This window comes from Balneola vulgaris DSM 17893 (assembly GCF_000375465.1).
Taxonomy (GTDB): Bacteria; Bacteroidota; Rhodothermia; order Balneolales; family Balneolaceae; genus Balneola; species Balneola vulgaris.
The window spans coordinates 102,435-120,138 of record NZ_AQXH01000005.1 but is presented as its reverse complement, the minus strand read 5'-3'; the positions used below and the strand labels follow the sequence as shown (position 1 = coordinate 120,138).

The 17,704-nt window shown below is 39.3% G+C and carries 15 protein-coding genes; 2 read left to right on the top strand and 13 right to left on the bottom strand.

Annotated features, from left to right (window positions below):
* The first annotated feature begins 506 nt into the window (after nucleotides 1–506).
* Both B155_RS0110750 and B155_RS0110745 read left to right on the top strand, forming a co-directional pair.
* Complete coding sequence (locus B155_RS0110750; RefSeq protein WP_018128276.1) at nucleotides 507–1,556, top strand: BF3164 family lipoprotein; 1,050 nt, start codon at nucleotides 507–509, stop codon at nucleotides 1,554–1,556.
* 103 nt (nucleotides 1,557–1,659) lie between these two features.
* Nucleotides 1,660–2,565: a TIGR01777 family oxidoreductase gene (locus B155_RS0110745; RefSeq protein ID WP_018128274.1), complete on the top strand. Its 906-nt coding sequence runs from the start codon at nucleotides 1,660–1,662 to the stop codon at nucleotides 2,563–2,565.
* 32 nt (nucleotides 2,566–2,597) lie between these two features.
* Here the strand turns inward: B155_RS0110745 and B155_RS0110740 are convergent, their stop codons facing one another.
* The 13 genes from B155_RS0110740 to B155_RS0110675 form a co-directional block, all read right to left on the bottom strand.
* A complete protein-coding gene (locus tag B155_RS0110740; protein WP_018128273.1) occupies nucleotides 2,598–4,322 on the bottom strand; it encodes an erythromycin esterase family protein in 1,725 nt (574 codons plus the stop codon).
* Between the two features lie 83 nt (nucleotides 4,323–4,405).
* Entirely contained in the window at nucleotides 4,406–5,218 is an 813-nt protein-coding gene (locus B155_RS0110735) for an AraC family transcriptional regulator (RefSeq protein ID WP_018128272.1), read from the bottom strand.
* Nucleotides 5,219–5,341: 123 nt separating this feature from the next.
* Nucleotides 5,342–6,679 carry a hypothetical protein gene (locus tag B155_RS13655; protein WP_157464843.1) on the bottom strand — a complete coding sequence of 446 codons (1,338 nt, stop codon included), beginning with the start codon at nucleotides 6,677–6,679 and terminating at the stop codon, nucleotides 5,342–5,344.
* Nucleotides 6,680–6,969: 290 nt separating this feature from the next.
* Nucleotides 6,970–7,374 (bottom strand): DUF6326 family protein, encoded by a 405-nt coding sequence (locus tag B155_RS0110720; protein WP_018128270.1) that lies wholly within the window; start codon nucleotides 7,372–7,374, stop codon nucleotides 6,970–6,972.
* A 105-nt stretch (nucleotides 7,375–7,479) separates the two neighbouring features.
* Nucleotides 7,480–8,085 (bottom strand): hypothetical protein, encoded by a 606-nt coding sequence (locus tag B155_RS0110715; protein ID WP_157464842.1) that lies wholly within the window; start codon nucleotides 8,083–8,085, stop codon nucleotides 7,480–7,482.
* Nucleotides 8,086–8,293: 208 nt separating this feature from the next.
* On the bottom strand, nucleotides 8,294–8,674 hold the full coding sequence (locus B155_RS0110710) for a hypothetical protein (protein WP_018128268.1): 381 nt from the start codon (nucleotides 8,672–8,674) through the stop codon (nucleotides 8,294–8,296).
* Between the two features lie 193 nt (nucleotides 8,675–8,867).
* Nucleotides 8,868–9,188 (bottom strand): tetratricopeptide repeat protein, encoded by a 321-nt coding sequence (locus B155_RS0110705; RefSeq protein ID WP_018128267.1) that lies wholly within the window; start codon nucleotides 9,186–9,188, stop codon nucleotides 8,868–8,870.
* Between the two features lie 94 nt (nucleotides 9,189–9,282).
* Nucleotides 9,283–10,293, bottom strand: a complete 1,011-nt coding sequence (locus B155_RS0110700; protein WP_018128266.1) for a competence protein CoiA family protein — start codon at nucleotides 10,291–10,293, stop codon at nucleotides 9,283–9,285.
* A gap of 318 nt (nucleotides 10,294–10,611) precedes the next feature.
* Complete coding sequence (locus B155_RS13355; protein WP_040368507.1) at nucleotides 10,612–10,950, bottom strand: helix-turn-helix domain-containing protein; 339 nt, start codon at nucleotides 10,948–10,950, stop codon at nucleotides 10,612–10,614.
* Nucleotides 10,951–11,148: 198 nt separating this feature from the next.
* The gene (locus B155_RS0110690) at nucleotides 11,149–13,095 is read right to left on the bottom strand and encodes a DUF3732 domain-containing protein (RefSeq protein WP_018128264.1); all 1,947 of its coding nucleotides are present in this window, start codon (nucleotides 13,093–13,095) and stop codon (nucleotides 11,149–11,151) included.
* Nucleotides 13,092–13,580 carry a three component ABC system middle component gene (locus B155_RS0110685; RefSeq protein ID WP_018128263.1) on the bottom strand — a complete coding sequence of 163 codons (489 nt, stop codon included), beginning with the start codon at nucleotides 13,578–13,580 and terminating at the stop codon, nucleotides 13,092–13,094. The genes B155_RS0110690 and B155_RS0110685 overlap by 4 nt, the downstream gene beginning before the upstream one ends.
* Nucleotides 13,577–14,782, bottom strand: a complete 1,206-nt coding sequence (locus tag B155_RS13350; RefSeq protein ID WP_018128262.1) for an ABC-three component system protein — start codon at nucleotides 14,780–14,782, stop codon at nucleotides 13,577–13,579. The genes B155_RS0110685 and B155_RS13350 overlap by 4 nt, the downstream gene beginning before the upstream one ends.
* A gap of 279 nt (nucleotides 14,783–15,061) precedes the next feature.
* A complete protein-coding gene (locus B155_RS0110675; protein WP_018128261.1) occupies nucleotides 15,062–17,695 on the bottom strand; it encodes an FG-GAP repeat domain-containing protein in 2,634 nt (877 codons plus the stop codon).
* Nucleotides 17,696–17,704: the final 9 nt, after the last annotated feature.

Sequence of the window (17,704 nt, the reverse complement as noted above, 5' to 3'; positions counted from 1 at the left end):
CTCACAATCTCAATAAAGATGATCACAGCACCCTAATAGATGTGCCTTATGAAGTCATTAAATTGAATCAGATGGAAAGAATCTAGGGAGGAGTTACAGTAGTAGTCGGTGTTGGGATAGGCTTAATTGGCACAGTAGTTTGTAGTATATCATAAATGTTATGAAATCGAATCCAAAGGTAATGAAGAATCTTAAACAAGTAATACTATATAATACGATTGGTATAGTAACATTTTCTATTTGTTTCGTTTTTATGAAGCATACAGAAATTGACTTTTTTAAAGATTATTTAGACTTAAGATATTTTGGATTAATATTTCTTTGTTCAATGATGGGTTTTACAATACCAAAATTGGTGGAAATGCAAAGAATACATCGTGAATCAGATGATAAATAATTTCAAGTGATGTTGAGTATTTTCTTTTTACCTCTCATCACTCTGGCCGTCCTATTTGGATTTGTGGTTTATGGCAGTCGCTATTTATTAACCCGTTTAATTATATAGCATGAACAATTTTCTTTGGGCACTGATCCTACTATTTCCGACAAACTTATTGGGGCAAAGTGATAGTCCAATTTCGGGGAGGACTATATTCGAAGATGAGTTAATTTATCCAAGTGATTTGGTAGTTGTAGGCGATTATTTGTTTGTAAAAGACCTGTTAGAGTCTACCGGAGAATATGGGGTTAAGACTTTCAGCCTCAAAGACGAGAAAAAAGTAAATGAATTTATAACGATTGGTAGGGGACCTTCTGAGTATCTCAATATTAATATTAGAAACGGACCTTTAGATAGAACTATTGAAATAACTGATTCAAGAAATAGAAAAAATGATATCTATTCAGTTGACTGCCTAGTAACAGTTGAGACGGGAAAAAGTATTTCAAAATGCTTGAAAGCATCAAGAAGAAATATGACATCACGCGAAGCAATCGTATTAAACGATTCTCTAGTTATAAACACCGCTTCAAGTGCAAAAGGGGTGATTTTTCTGAGCCTGGAAGGGAAAATATTAAATCATATAGACGAAATACCCACTGAGATTCTCAAAAAGTATAAGAACCCATCAGTTGCTGCAATGGTGATGGGCGGTTATTTAGTAGCGAATAAAACTCGTACTAGAATCGCGTACTTTGCGAAGTATTATGATCAGGTTTACTTTCTTGAAAACAGTGATGCTGGAATGGCAATCATCAAAGAATACCACTTTACACACTTACCTGAATTCATCGTTTTAAATGAAGGTGGAAGCAGTTATATGGAGCCATCCGATAAAGCTAAGTTTGGATATAAATCACCATATCCAACAGAAAACTATGTGTATGTATTGTATTCTGGGAAAACACTCGATGATGTAGAAGAAAGTGAAGATATTGAGTGGCGAGCCTATGCGAACAGAATAAAAATCTTTGACTGGAATGGGGTTGAAAAAGGAGAAATTCTAGTAAATGAGGTGCTCTCCTCGATCGCTGTTTCGACAGATAGTAGAGAAATTTACGGTGTTACAACAGACAGAGCATTGAACTCAAGCATTATAAAATACACAGTGAATTAGTTAGTGTACCTCTTCCCATTTAGAGAATAGCGCTTCAAATTGAATTAATTTCATCCACTTTTGATTAGCCTTATATTCGATAAAAATTAAAGGCATTCAACTCATGAACATACTCATCACTGGCGGTACAGGATTTATTGGCAAGGAATTACGAGAAGAACTGCTTAAAGAGGGGCATTCTTTAATTATCGTAACTCGAAGCCCCAAAAAATATGAAGATGAAGCGGCTTCGAATCAGAAGTTCATAAGCTTAGATGATGATAACATCGTGAGTACTATGGAAAGTTGTGCGGTGGTCATAAACTTAGCAGGCGAGAGCATCTTCGGGCAACGATGGAATGATGAAGTAAAGCAGCGGATCTACGACAGCCGAATTGAGACCACCCGTGCATTGGTTGAGGCCATGGCTAAAGCTAAAACAAAACCAGAAGTGTTTATATCCGCCTCAGCATCTGGAATCTATGGAGATCGAGGCGATACCCTATTAGATGAAACAGCGGAGCTTGCCGATGATTTTCTAGCTATGGTGTGTAAAGATTGGGAGGCAGAGTCGCAGCGAGCTACAGCTATGGGGGTTAGAGTTGTGAACCCACGTATTGGAATCGTATTCGAAGAAGGGGGAGGAGCGCTTGAGAAAATGCTTCCGCCTTTTAAGATGTTTGTGGGCGGACCTATAGGCAACGGCAAGCAGTATATGAGCTGGATTCACAGAAGTGATTTAGTGCAAGCCCTGTTATTCCCTATTCAGCAAAAAGAGTTACAAGGCCCCTATAATGTGGGTGCACCTGAGCCGGCAACCATGAATGAAGTAGCGGAAACACTCGGGAATGTGTTAAACCGACCGTCTATATTCAGAGTGCCGAAGATGGCCTTAGAGGTGGCTTTTGGAGAAGCTGCTAAGCCCATAACCGATAGCATTCGCATGGAGCCAAAAGCACTGCAGAAGGCAGGGTTTACATTCCGATACGAATCCCTCGAAGAAGCCCTCGCTGATATCACAGGTAGATAATCAGAGAAGCTTGGGAAGTAGATATTCACTTTTTACTTCTTTAAGAACGTAGTGTGATTTGAAGTCTCTATATAGACAACTGCATCAAAATGCTTTTTGATATCGATATCATAAAATTGTGTCACCTCTTGGGGCCTGGAGCCAATCGAACGAAACCCTGCACTTTGGTTTAATAGTGGAATACTTTCGGTTGCTCTGAGATCCAGCATAAAGTTTTCATAGCTACTTTTTGAAAAGAAGTATTCATAAGTGCCTACATGGGGAGGATGAACTTCATAGGATGACTTAGGGCCATATGCTGAATAACTTCCTGTTTTAAAAGTAAAACCAAATCCTACGTAATCCTCTCCATACCATTGGTTAAGGTATGCCCCAGTTTTTCCACCGGACTTCGTAATATGAGTGTTATCTGCGGAGATAATTATTCTGTTTGATTCAGCGTTGTTCTCCACAATCCATCGGATATTCTCAGCCATATACTTATCTCTGCTTTTTGCGTGCTCCAAATTGAACTGAAAAGCTAAACTCTGCATAAAAACATTCATGTAATGCACTATAGTCTCAACACGGTTTGGAGGTGCCGCTCGAAAGCTTTTCCCTTCTAAATAATGCAGCAGCTTATCGGATTTTTCATAGAGTGAATTATTCAGTTGTCTCAACTTCAGTGCTTCTTCGTAGAGCTCACTAATAAATTCTAATTCACTGCTCGCTACGGAATCATACTTAGTGGCGAACGCTTTAACAGCCTCTAAAGCAGACCACCCATTTTGCATGTCATAGCCTCTAAACTCAATTCTTTTGCCATGTTGTTCATTATAATTTCTCAACCACTCGATAAGGTCTATCATCTCCTGAGTTTGCCAACTGGGATAGCTTAGTTTAGTTAGAACCTGCTCGATGTCCCCTTGTCCATAGAGCACATAATTGTTGATATAATCGGCTTCTACAGTGGGCATTTCTAAGGCGAAGAGAGTAAAGCCTTCGTGTTCTACAAGGTATCGTAACATGCGGAGTTTAAGGCGATATATGGAAGAAGAACCGTGTGAGTTTTCACCTAATGCCACAATTCGGGCATCGCCAACAATATCTGAGAGCCCCGATAAATCCCGTTTTTGTTGTACCGTATTCATTTGAAATGGGATGGCTTTTTCATTCAGCGAAGCGATCTCGCCGTTGGTGGGTTCTCTAAAATTAGGGGCATCCTCTCCATATTTAATTCCACCAATCTTAACCTGTACTGCATCAAACCAAAAGCTTCCACTTCCTGAAGCAACCAACGCTATGAGCACATTATCTGATTTTAAATTCTCCGGCAAAAATGTGTTAAGCGAAACAACTTCCCAATTATTCGAAATTATTGCATGATCTACAGTAGCAAGGACATTCCCTTCTGAGGGATCAAATATCATTAAACTTAATTGAAGGGAGTCTGTTTGATGGGCTTTTATAAATCCACTTATGGAGATTGATTCACCAGCTATCAATGCTCCGGGAATAGATAAAAGTGTATAGGTCTCCGCATTTCTCTGTGTAATAAAAAGACTCTTGTTCCCAGACTTACTAACAGTGCTATCTAAATAAGCGGTGTATTGTTCTCCTTCTCCCTCAATGGTCCATTTGCGTGGCTGAGATTTATAGACTCCATATTCAAAATCTGTATTCCAAAAATATTGAGCTTGAACGCTATCAATTGCTCCGCAAAGAATGATTAAAAAGAAGAATGAAGGTATGCAGAGCTTCTGAGTTCGATTATTCATGCCTTTTTATCAAATGTTTAAATTCACCCCTAACCTAACCATGCATGTTGGACAAAAATAGAATGATTTTAGCCTCATCGAAGCTAAAAATCTTGGTATTGCTTAGGTAAAAAGCCGGTCTGATTTTTAAAAGTCCGGGTAAAATGGCTGTGATCTGAGAAGCCACATTCATGGGCTATGTGAACAAGTGAGTTGTTCGACTCTTTAATCATCTTTAAAGAGCGATCAATTTTGATTTTCCTCATATACTCGCCAAAAGTTGTGGAAAAGTATTTTCTGAAATTCCCAGAGATAGTAACTGGATGAACACCGAGTGTATCGGCAAGTAACTGCAGGGATAGCTGTTGATTCCAGTTGTCGTTAAGGATTTCTCGCAGCACAGGGACCCAGCTCGGAGGAGCATCACTCTTTTTTAAAAAAGAAGCACGATTCACTAATTCCAGTAAAAGGATATTAACGGAATCGCGCGAATATGAATCTTGGAGAAGGACCTCATTAAGAATATTCAATAAGAAGAATTTGCTAAAAAGATGATCCTTAACGGCGGCACTAATCTGATGTTCTTTAAGATCATATTTATTTAAAAAGGCCTCATCGAATTCAACGCTTAAATGTTTTGAAGGAAAGACTTGATAGATATTTTGGTGAGGCTCGTAGGCATGATAATAGTTAATGCTACCACAAACTCGTTCTAGCTGTTTACCTTTTCTGTTTTCAATATTCCCACCTTTCAACACAAAACTAATTTGTGGATTCTTATGTGCATGCCACTTGCCCGTTTCTGTAGGCTCAGGATATTCCGTTATCGCAAAGATTAAATCTTGAAGAAGATAAGTGGTTGACTCAGGAGCAAGTGATTGCCCTTTATCTAAAATACAGTTGGTGAAATCTATCACGGATAATTGCTAAAAAATGATTGAAGAAGGGTTGCCATACGAGCAATATCTCGATTAGTTCTGCATCTGCTAATGGCCCTTTTACAACTCATAGTCACCCGACCGCCCATTCTCCACTAAACCCTAAAACCGATCGCGGTTGCCGATGCCACTGAATCGGGTGTTCACCACGTTGTTAAGCAGTGAGCCAAAACGGTATCGGAATCCAAAGCTGATGCCGGCTTCATAATTAGTTTCGAGCTGCCTACGCCGTAACAGCACTTCCTCTAGGTCGGCGCTTCCTTTCGGGAGATTAATCTGATCGTGGATGAGCTCAAGCGAACCCCCTATTTCTACGGAAAGTCCTTTGGTGATTCTAATTTCAAACTCCGCATCAAATTGAAGGCTATAGAGAGAAGTTTCGTGTAGGTACTGCGATGCGTCGACTCCGATTTCAATTCCACCCCAAGGCTGAACCACTCGATAGTCGGCATTGAGAAGGTGTTGAGGAAGTCGTTCTTCGATTTTGTTGTAGATGGTGGTGTCGCGATAGGTGATGTGCGAGGCGCCCAAGCGATAGGCTACAGTGAGCTGTCGGCGATTGGCCTCGCGATAAGGGTAGAGGCTCCATTCTACGGCGCCCATGAAACGATAGCGCCAAGCCACATTCGAGAACGTGGAGGTAAGAACATCGCCAGAAGCCCCAACCGACCAATGTGGAGAGATGCTTTTTACAGCATAACTGGTAAATCCATTTCTTCGGGTGGTACTCGAAATGGTGCCTTCCTCACGTTCAAACTGGTCGTAGTTGTAGTTGAAGAAAGGGCGGAGCTGAAGCTTCCATTCCTCAGTCACACGGCTCACATACACTCCATAGCGGCTGTCGAAAGAACGCTGTTTGGATTCAAAATCGGCGCTTCCATCGGCATAAATCTCGATGGTCCAATAGTTCCAAGGATCTTTTGTGATCTGCACTTGGTCAACGGCGTCTAATTCGGAAGGCTCGATGTTTAAACGTAGGCGATCTCGCATGGGAGTTTGCATTAAATAGGGCACAAGAGCGGCTTCAAGGGTTTGGAGGAATCCTGTTCGCTCTTCCGCCTCGGTTGCATTGGCTGTGGTATTGAAGACCGTTGTGAACTCCAGTCCTTCGAAGATGCCTAAGCCAATGAGGTCCATGGTTCGTGCCTCGCCCCCTGATCCCGTATCCTCTCGGGTTACAAGAACATGCACATCGGCAACTTCCCGATCGCGGACATGGTCTAGATACGGCATCTCTTGCCGAATGAAGTTCTCGTCGCAGAAGTTACAATCGAGGAAGAGGGCCAGTCGAGTTGGGGGCTGCGTATCGACCTGCTGTGCCATAACTGTACTGCTTGCAGCACTTATCCATAGAAGTGCTAGCAGGCACACGGCTGTTGAAGTAGTTAAGGTTCTCTTTATGAAATGGTATAAAAGGGGTAGTAGCGATGAATGATGCATAGGGCTTAGACTGAAGGAGAACGATGGGCCGACAGCTCTAGGCCGTATGGGATAACCGAGGTAATAGAGGCATAAACTAGATGCGGCATGGTTCTCAACTAAGGGTGAAAACGACCTGATTGATAGCTGTGCCAACCACTGCTAGGGAGGAACAGCTCAGGTTCTCATAATTAGGGGAAATAACGGATTAATTTTATTGTCCACAAGCCCATGTGCAAACCCCGCAAGTGCTTGTGTGATTGGAAGAGTTGAAATGAATACTTTGAAGAACAGTTGATTTTTTGAAGTCCCTAAAGTTGCTCTTTCGGCCATTTATAAGCTGTCCAAACAATAATCGCAGTTAATATAGATTCGACTACAGCTAGAAACACATAAAAGCTATACCAAGGGGTAAGACTTCCAATAGCTATCAATATCATCATAATGGTGAATAGGGCTCCAAATACCATATTTAGTACTCTATTTAAAGCTGGTTTTAGAAATAGTGACAGCGAAATCATGAGTGGAGGAATAACCATAATTAAGGAAGCGATAAATAAGAAGGTAGGTGAGTTTAGAACATTATCGCCGCTAATTAGGCTGTTTACTTTATCGGGAGTATATAACTCGAAATAATCTCCATATAGATAACAAAAAGTAGCAGAAGTCCACAAAGCAGCGATCTTCAATTTTGTATTGACTTCGAAATCCTTCATACGTTTAAATATTAGCTTCTATGAGTTGATTGAACACTCGTGTCACACGCTGTTTTTGATAAAAGGTTATGCTTTAAATAGTAGTGCAAGATTTTAGGACGATTTTTATTCATTGAAAACTTCTTTGGGGATGAAGTCCCATCTATCAATCGTTTCAGAACCAAAAAAGTCTGTTCTCATTTTGAATGGTACTGAATTCGAAACTGAATCTAAATTACTTTCAGAAAGTGAACATAAAGGTTGATTGAACTTCTGTAAACTATTGTCATTCGCAAATGATAAATACCCGTTCATACTTTCGGTTACAATTCGGTTAAACGAGTTTGGATCCGAATCTGAGTCCCAATAAAGTGCAATATTGATATTTTTAAATTTATCTGGATGTAATTGCTTGTACCAGCTTTCAACTTTGATATCAATCGAATCGATAGGTGAGAATTCTCTTCTGAATAAAATAGAGTCTGATCTTTGAAGGTAAATGTGAATCCAGTATTTGTAGGGATTAAAAGGAGGTGGTACTCCTGGGTACTTTGTTAAATCACTGGATGCCATTTTCAAGGAAATTACCTGATTACCTACTGGATGATTGACCTTATACCGAACACTGTAACCATCAACTTGGAATAAGCTATCAAGTGGTAAGTTCATCAAATCTCTTAATTCTGAAATATTTGCATCAATGAAGGGCAATTTTTCAAATGAGCCAAGCAAGTAAAGCTCGTTTTTACAAAAGATCAGATTATTACCTTGTTTTGAAGAACAAGAAATGAATAAAGAGGAACAAAATAAGAAGAGTAAAATTTTTTTCATTCACTCGAATTGAAGTGTAAAAGCCATATAACGACCCCGCGAATAACCTGACCGATTGCTGTTGGTACGGGGTCCGTTTGATTCGAAGAACCGCGAAGCGAAACGCTTGTTATAGCACCACTTGCCAAACAAACACAGCGTATAGAATTAACAAAATTGGAGCACAACCTGCACCACCAGAATTACTTAATTCTACTTCTTTCCATTCATTATTTCTTTTGAAATCATTTAAGCCATGACGGAATTGCTTAAAAATATCTTTCACCTGTTCAGCTGAAAGGTTTTGTGAAATGGACTGAAAGTGTTTTCCGTCAATTTGATATTCAACAAGGAGTTTATCTGGTAAACTTCCAGCAGCTTGTACAAAACCATTTTCTGCGTCCAAAATCACAAAACTGCCATTATTGTCTTCGATCTCATCAATGGCTTGATTTATTTGTTGATCTGTAGGCTCAGATATTTTCTTTCCGTGACTGGCTGATAACTTCATTACTTAAATTAAGTGTTATAACGACCCCGCGTTTAACCTGTCCGCCGGCAGGCAGGGCGGCGCAGGTTCTCGGTTTTTGTTGAAGTAACGGATTAATTTTATTGTCCACAAGCCCAAGTGCAAACCTTGCCGAAGGATGTCCGCCTCTTGGCGGATCCGACTTGATTCGAAGAACCGCGAAGCGAAACGCTTGTTAGGCATTTTTTGCCTTTTGATAAAACATGTGAGCTTTTTCCGTTTGGTCGAGAACATTATTTAAGAAAGACGCCATTTCGAAATTCGCTTCAGATGAATCTGGGTTTATTTCCAAAGCTCTTTTATAAGAATTCAAAGATTCTTCTAAAGGTATGCCTATTTCAACATCTATGAGCTGGAGTAAATCTCCTCGTAAAATCCAGAGTTTTTCAGAATTTGGATAATCTTTGACAGCTTGATTAATAAGCGAAATGGTTTCTTCTGTTAGTTCAGAAGACTTTCGTTTTTGAAATTCATTTATGTATTCAAGCTCAGTCATGTTTTAAAATGCATAACGACCCCGCGTTTAAGCGGCGAGTCTGGTTATTAAAATTAAAGACCCGAACCACGTTCGAGTCCGCTTGAAACGCTTGTTAGGTTGCACGGTACTCTGCATAAACAGACTCATCCGGTCTGTAATACTCACAATCTACTGCTTGGTTTGAGGGAAAAGTTTCTTTCAGAAATTTACAGAAAATAGGCCTAATACGTTTAGTGTGATAATCTTTATTTTTTGCATGGTACCTACAAAGAAAGCAATTCTTTATTTCAGTCTCTTTCTCATGAGCCCTAACTACGTTCTGCACATAAGTATAATTTTCATAATTGTTTTCAAGATCAACAATTTTAAAATCTGAAATCACATCGTTTTTTAGATGTCTTTTTAACTTTTTAAGCTTTGTGTCAGTAAGAATAGACTTGCCAGACTTGAAAACTTGAAATATATCTTTAGAAGTAGGGCAGTTACCGTCACAATCAATTTCTTGGGGTTCACTTTTGCTAAAATTGTGACGAATGATTTTTTCATTTTCTAATTCAATTCTTTTTGAAGTAAAAAGCTTCAGGTCACTTTCTTCATTAACTAAGAATTCAAGGATTCTATTTCCGCTATTCACTTTATTTTCTTCAGATTTGTGAGTAACAGCGATTTCGACATAGATAGACTCACCAGTTTTCTCATTAAAAATTCGTACATCAGGAATTAAATTTCTATCTCTTTTTTCAAGTTCTATTTCGGTAAAATAGGAAGTAAGATCAAAGTCTTGAACTTGTTGCCCTAAATCACAAGTAATATTGAAGTCATCTTGAAAATGTTTGCAAATTTGTTTTTCAGAATACTCAAGTATAAATGGTCTATTCTTTTTTAAACATGACCGATAAAGTCTATAAAAAACTGTTTTAGAAAGTTTATGAAGGTAAGTTTCATAGGAACAATCTATTTGTTCCTTATGGGCAAAATGTTTTCTTCTAATTTCACCTAACCGAGCAATCAGTTCATTGCCACAATTCACACAATAGTATGTATCTAACTTTATATTACGCTCAAGTGATGTAACTTTAACAATTCTCCCCTCACTATCTTTTGCAAAACTATATTGAATCATATCTCTTTTCTGAATTCTTGTGCAACTTAAGGACCCGGCGTTTAACCTGTCCGCCTACTTGCAGAACTGCGCGGGGTCGTAGTATTTAGTTGAAGTAAGTAATTTATTTTATTGCATACAAGCTTAAGTGCACAGCTTGTCGAAGGATGTCAGCCGGCTGGCGGTTCCGACATAAAATGCCTTATTATACACCTCTGATCGAGCAGGCCACTAGATGAGGAATACAGAGATCTGCTTTCTGATTAGGAGAAGAACTTAACATCTAGGGTTGAAAAACTACGTGCCCTTGACAATGTCTTTTTCAAAGATGTTATAACCTTATATCGTGCCGCCAATAGAAGTCGCTATAGTGTAGGCTATAATAAATGCAACGATAAACGATATAATAGCTGCTTTTTTGTCCATATGGGTGACTTTAAACTTTAATAAATCTATAAGAGGGGACTCTGACGTTTGATAATTATCATCCATGGAAAGCTCATCAAATTGAATATCAAAAGCAGCACAAATACAATTAGCTGATTCTGGTGATACAACGCCCGTTTTTTCAATTCGTTGAATGGTTCTCAAACTAATTCCACTTGCTTCAGCAAGATGGGACTGACTCCAGGCATTTGATTGTCTAAGCTGTTTTAGTTTTGCATTATCCAGTTTCATGATCTCTATGATTTTTCCGGTATTAAATTTTAAAAGAATATCATGATAAATCACTAGATTTGATACGAAATCTATATGACAATACAACGTCATTACAGCATTATGTGCGTAACGGTTTGGTAAATAAGCGGCGTAGCTAAGTCATTGAATGTAAGCAACTAAACGCAACCGCAACCGCTTAATTTGCTTGTTATAGAGCTATTGCATGCTTTCCCATTCATCTGGTACTAAAGCTGGAGGTTTAGTCCAGGGCTCTTCTACTATAGAATTTTGGAACCATTCATCACGAAGATTTGCATGTTCTGTTATGATAATTTGGAAACTTGGACATTCATTTGTTACAAAACTATATAAGATCTCAAATAACCTACGTACTCTATTGATGTCTGAATCACGTTCTGTTTCTTCAATCGAGCCTGATGCACTGTTGTAAACTTGCTCTGAAGGAAAATAAACCTGAGTTGGTTGATCTAAAAACAAGAAGGAGGGTATAGGCCTGTTGTTCTTTGAAGAAAAATGATGGATTGCTAGCAATGCGCCTATATGATATGCAAGGTGATTGGAAGCACCACCTGTTTTTTGCATTGGTACTGGACGATCTGGTCTGTCAACTACAATAGTCAAATTTTTGAAATCAAATCTAAATGTATGTTCGGAAAACTCTGCATCTAAGTCTTTCACATAATTATCAAGTCGTGATGAAATAATACTTAAAATAGAGGTTAATCTATCTTCGGAATTATCAGTTCCAATTTCAGATTCTATTGCATCAATCTTTTGTTGAATAATTTCAATATTTCTAATTAAGTCAGATTTATCATCAATAGGATTGTAATTCTCCAGGAATAAACTAATTCTACCTATTGTTTTTGCAGCAGCAGCATTTAGATTGTCCATTTGAGCAATTGTTTCATTTGCTGAAATCGCTGAAGCTAATTCTTCTTCTTTACTTCTTACATTTTGATTTAGTTCTTGAAGTTTTTCCTCTAAGCCAACTATATATTCATCTAAGTTGGGCTTTTCACCCGCAACAGTTTTTAGTTCTTCCTCTAATGAGGCTAACTCATTTAATAGTGCATCAGCAATTGTAGATTCTAAATTTAAATTTTCCGGTGCAAATGGCCATTGCCACTCCCCTTCATTATTATATGGAAGGGCATTGATAGATTGAAGTCTGCTGTACTGTTCTTCGGCCTCAGTTGTAAAGCCAGCTGTTTTTTCTAAAAAAGATTGAGTAGTTCTTAGGGTTTCATTCAATTCGCTCTTCTCTTTTCGCAATTCTCTTAATTCATTTTCAAGAATTATGATATCTTGAGCATTACTTTCAGGAATTGGTGTTGGTTTCCAATCCATTAAATTTTCCAAAGTACTAATTGCATGATTTGCATCTTCTGGCTGATAGGTATTAGACAATATTCCAACTTGCTTTGCTTCAGATAGCAATCCGTTAATTCTTACATCAATTTGAGTATCAAATTGTTCTTTTTCTTCGAGTCTTTTTTCGGCAATTTTTAATTCTCTTCTCAGTGATCTCAGTTTGCTCTCTAATTCTAATTTACCTTTTGGTGAAACCCCCAAAAGAATTGGTAGAGTATCTTTAATTGATTGTGGTATATAGCTTTCATTTTGCCGATAAAAAAGTTGATCCTTATTTGCTATCAAATTTTGTTTCTGAAATAGATAAAACGGAGTATGTTTAATATTGGGTTTATAAGAATCACGGCTATGAGAACTAGATACCTCGGTTTGATAAGATGGGATTCCTAATTTATTTGAAAGTAGTGATACAACTGTTTCATCATCAGAATTTTGTTCTAACGTTTCGAATGACGGGGGTTCAATATCATTACCCCGTCTAACCATGGCCTTTGAGCAACTAGAAGCAGTAGCAGCAGGAGTCGGCTTAGCAATTAATATTTGTTCGTTTTGGAATTGAAATAATACTGCATACCAAGATACTTTATCCCTAATTGGTCCCTCTGGAATATTAAATGTACTTCTACCCATGCAATATTCAACAATCTCAGACAATGCGGACTTTCCAGTAGATGATCGACCTGTGATTATATTTAGACCATTCACTTGAAACTTTATTCGTCTGATTTCACCTGAATGACTGTATAAAATTATTTCTTTTATATTCATGGTTTGACCCCTAAAGAAGTATAGATAGTTACTTTATCATTAATTTTGCCAAATTTTTTCCCAATTAGTTTAGCTGCCTTTTGACAGTCCTGTGTATCTTGGCTCCCCTTTATTGTTTTCATAATCCCATCTTCATTTAGAAAAATAGAACCATTATCGTCGACTTCTATTGAATTACATTTCATTAGGAAGGCCAAGGCTTCCATTGAGTAAGGTAAAAGACCCCGTGTTCTTTGTGCAAAGTTTACTCTGATTTCAGGATATGCTTCTAATATTTTTGTAAAGTATGATCGATTATTATCGAGAACTTGATCCCTTGTTCGTTTATGCAAGCAAAGAGGTAATATTAAAAGTGACAGAGAGTAGGGCATTGATTCACTTGTTTCTTGGTAATACCCTTTGATCCCTCTTGCTAATACTAATCCGCAAAATGCAGGGTTAAATAAAGTCCGTATTTCTGGAGGCCTAACATCCCAATCTTTCATTTTTCAACCTCATCCAATATTTCTTTTAATCTTTCCTTAAAGTGAGGGTGCCAAAATACTCTGGGAGAGCTTTCATTTGCCAAAATGTGATAACTGCCCATATGGACAAATGTCTTTGAAACCTTTGGGCGAATTCTAAAGTTTTCGTGATCACTAGTAGATATTTGATTTATTAATTTTCTAGCGGTTGCTTGGATTACTTTTTCAGGTGTATTCTCTTCTAATTCTTCAAAAACTATTTCTTTAAGTCGACTCCATTCATCTATAAGCCTGTCATCATATGCCTCTAATTCTCCATTTAATTCTGCAAAATTACGTATCCAAGAATTTCGTTGTTGGAAAGCACGGTAGTAATCTAAAATAGCTCTAGTAATTCTATCAGACTTAAGACCAATAATTCGCAACTGTTTTACAAAAAGTCTGTCATCTGCATCCGGTGATATTTCTTCCTCAGGCTCTGCAAATTCAAATTCAATTGGGAGATTCTCAAAATGGTAATTTTCTGCTATCAATGATAGTTTCCCAGAGACTTCCTCAACACTTATTGGTTCGTTTCTATTTCCTGTTAATAAATTTATACATTCATTAAGCCACCATCCTTCAAGGTTCTCATATACCTTTTCTCTAAAATTTGGTCTAACTGTTCTTAATCTCTGGTTTATTATTTTTTTAGGTATATCCTGTATGCGTTCTTGTGAATCAAAAATTGTTATGCAACTAAAGAAATGATTAAGATTATCCTCTGGTATATTGTCTATTAGTTTATAGATACTTTTTAAAGTTTTGGATTCAGATCTTTCCAGAACGGTTTTCATTTCATTAGCATAATCAGACCTTCGTTCTGAATTTGGGAGAAACATTTTAAGAACTGCCCCTTCAGGAATTTTGCCGGTTGTAAATAGAAAAAAAGACAGGTCATTTTGTGAGAAGGCACTTTTTTCATTTTGATAATAATTCAACCAGATCCTCACGGATTTCCAGAAGTCAGGCGATAGATCTGATAGTGAATCTCCTACTGCCTTATGTTTAAGAGAGGCTAAAATTTTTCCTTCTTCAGGATCACTAAAATCAATATCATCATCTTTTTCAATGAAACAGACTGTACTCTCATTTAAGTTGAATGTCTGTAGCAAAGCGAATCGAATTTGATATATATAACCAAGTGCTTGTTCAGCAGCAGAGTATAAATTCTCAGAAGCCATGGATAGAGATTAGTTTTCTATAAATATGTAATCAATCATATTAATTATTGAATTACTTATCTGAAATGATTTTTGGTTCAAGTTTTTTAGCAGTATATCATCTACAAGGTAAGTATTTGGGGTTTGCACAAATAGACCACAATCCCATCATCCCCACACCAAAACAGAAAGCTTTCCCTCACTTCCAAGGTGCAGTTTTCCCCTCACCGATTTGGCTAATGTAATGATTTATCCCTTTAAATCAATACTTAACAGGGAGGTAAAGAAAAGTGGTATATCCTACTCTTGCTTAATGATGGTCCAGCAACGAAGGCCTTCGCGTGTTTGTGCAATCAGCTCCATCTCTCCATCACCGTTTAAGTCGGTAATCAAGGGGAACTTCATCCCTGACGTTGGAAGGTCGTAGATGCGTTCGCCGGTAAGTACTTCCCAAGCGAATAAACGACCAAACTCAGCCAAGGCGATCACATCATCATTCCCATCTTGGTCGATGTCGATGATGGAAGGATGTAGGGTTTTGGAAGCAGGTTGGCCTAAGGTCTTGGTTAGCTTTAGCGAGCCATCGGGACTGTACATAAATACCGATCCATTTTGGCTAATGGTGCTCACTAAGTCGTTGCGGTAAAAACCAGTGCTGTCACGAAGCAGTACGTTTTCATGCACGCCTACCGAATGCAATGCATTATTGGCTACATACATCGACTTCACCGATACCGAATCCATTCGCACGAATGTACCTAAGGAGTCGGAGATGCTTGGGTTTTTCCCAACGCTGTAAAGATGTCCGTCGATGCCCGCACCCCATACATTGTTGTTAAATACTACAGGGGAACCGCTAAAGCCCGCGTTAATAAACTGTGGGTAGCCCGGGCGAGTAGCTCCACTTCGTAACCAACTATGCACAATGTTTTGCGAGAAAGCCCAAATCGACCATACGTCATCTACTCTTTCAAAGGTAGGAGCGGAAGTGATAACGGCATTCACTACTTGCGGCCAACCCGTTACATTTTCGCCTCGGCCATCAATTACATGCACTTGGCGGTCTTCGGTAGCTACAATAATTTCAGGAATTCCATTTCGGCGTACATCGGTAACTACTATTGGGGCACTAATGCGCTGCCCGATTTCAATTGGGAACTTAGGCAGTAAGGAACCGTTTTGGTTCCAAGCAAAAATCTTGGTGCCGGCACCTAACATCACAATCGGTTGGTTGTTGCCATACCAGTCGTAGAGTACCGGGCTGCCAACCGGAATGCTACCATCGGTGCTTGCTTCAAGTACGATGGTGCCATCGCCTGCTACGGCGTAAATTTCACCTTGAGTGGTGGCATAAATAATTTCTTTGGTGGCGCTTCCAACAATATCCCCAAGAATAGGAGTACCAGTTAACTCACCATTGTTAAGTGGACTTACCCACAGTTCTTGGTAGGGCTGGGTGAAGCCTTCTTCGGTAGTGGTTTTCAAGGAAAAATCGATGGAGGAGTCGTTGAGCTTACGCATGGTAAGGTGTATCACATCAAAGCGGTTCAACAGTCCTAGTGCGGCGTTATCTTTCAGTAAGAAAGGTTTTATGAATTGCTCAAACTCAGACGTCTTGGCCCACACAAAACCACTTACATCGGTGGGGAGGTCTTTGCGTAGTTCGGTATAGGATGAATTGTAGTACATCACGCGGCGCCTTGCACGATCGGCTTCCACACTTTCCGATAGCCCACGGCGCTTCGAGATCACCATCACATCGCCGGAAAAGGAGATATAAAATTCTTTGAAGGTGCATAATTCCGATCCAATCAGGGAGGCAAGAACCGAACTGCTAGCATAGTAAGAGTCGCCTTGGCGGTCAATGTAGCCTTCGGTGGCTAAGTCATACAGTCGAGCTCTAAGTTCGCCTTTCTTGGTCAACTTCCGCATGAATAAAAACTCACCACTTGATAGCAGTCCTGATTCTGGAAAGGCTTCAAAACCGAATTCGTCGCCTAAGGTGTTGGCGATTCCGGTAAATTCGGTGGAGTTGTTCAGGAGTAGGGAATCGAGGCGAGTTACGCGGTCCTCAGGTTCTTGAGGGGTCATGTTCGGGGCTTTGCGCAAAAGGGCAAAAGCCGCGGCATTACTGGCAATATAACGATCTAAGGAAAGGGCCGAGTTTTTATAGGCCACGGATTCTACTAGAGGAGATCGAGTTTCTTCAGAAAGAGTGATTTTGCCTTCAAGGGTGAACTTGGCTTCGGTGGAATCCGCATTGTTGCTAAAGAACAGCGTTGCGGGATTCGTGCCCGAAAATGCTTTGTATACCGATGGACGAAAGGTGACATTGGTAAACTGCTCCACCCAGCCATCAAGACGAGGGGTGTTCATAATGAGTTGACCGGGTGCCGGTTCAGTGGGCATCTGCATGGAAGGCGCTAAGCCTAAGTAAGACCGTAAGGCCGATTCTAAGGCCCAACTGCTAGTGGAAATGACCAACCAATCGTTTACTTGCGCTATGAAGTATAAATTGTTGGCTTTAGAAATTTTGTGAACCATCACCTCATTGAAGGTATAGTAGTTTTGAGCCAGGGGTTGGTAGTACTGGCTTACCCATTCTTCGATGGGTTGCTTGGATTCGGTAATCCAAATGAGGTCGGTGGTCATAGAAGTGGACGGGTGGATTGCCACTCCTTTAAGAGAAATAGTGCGAAGGAGGTCGCCGTCGAAGGCGGATATCTGCTGAATCGAACTCTCAGTAATATCCTCTAGCAGCGAAGCATATTCTGTTTGGGGAAGAGAAAATGGGGTTACGTCAGATTGCGGTACGATCAGAAAACTGGCTTCATCGGGTACCAAGGCTGTCCAAGGTTGATTACCTACGCCAGAACAGGCATTAAATAGAATGACGATAAATGATGTAATTAATAGCTTATACGCACCTTGCATAAATGGATT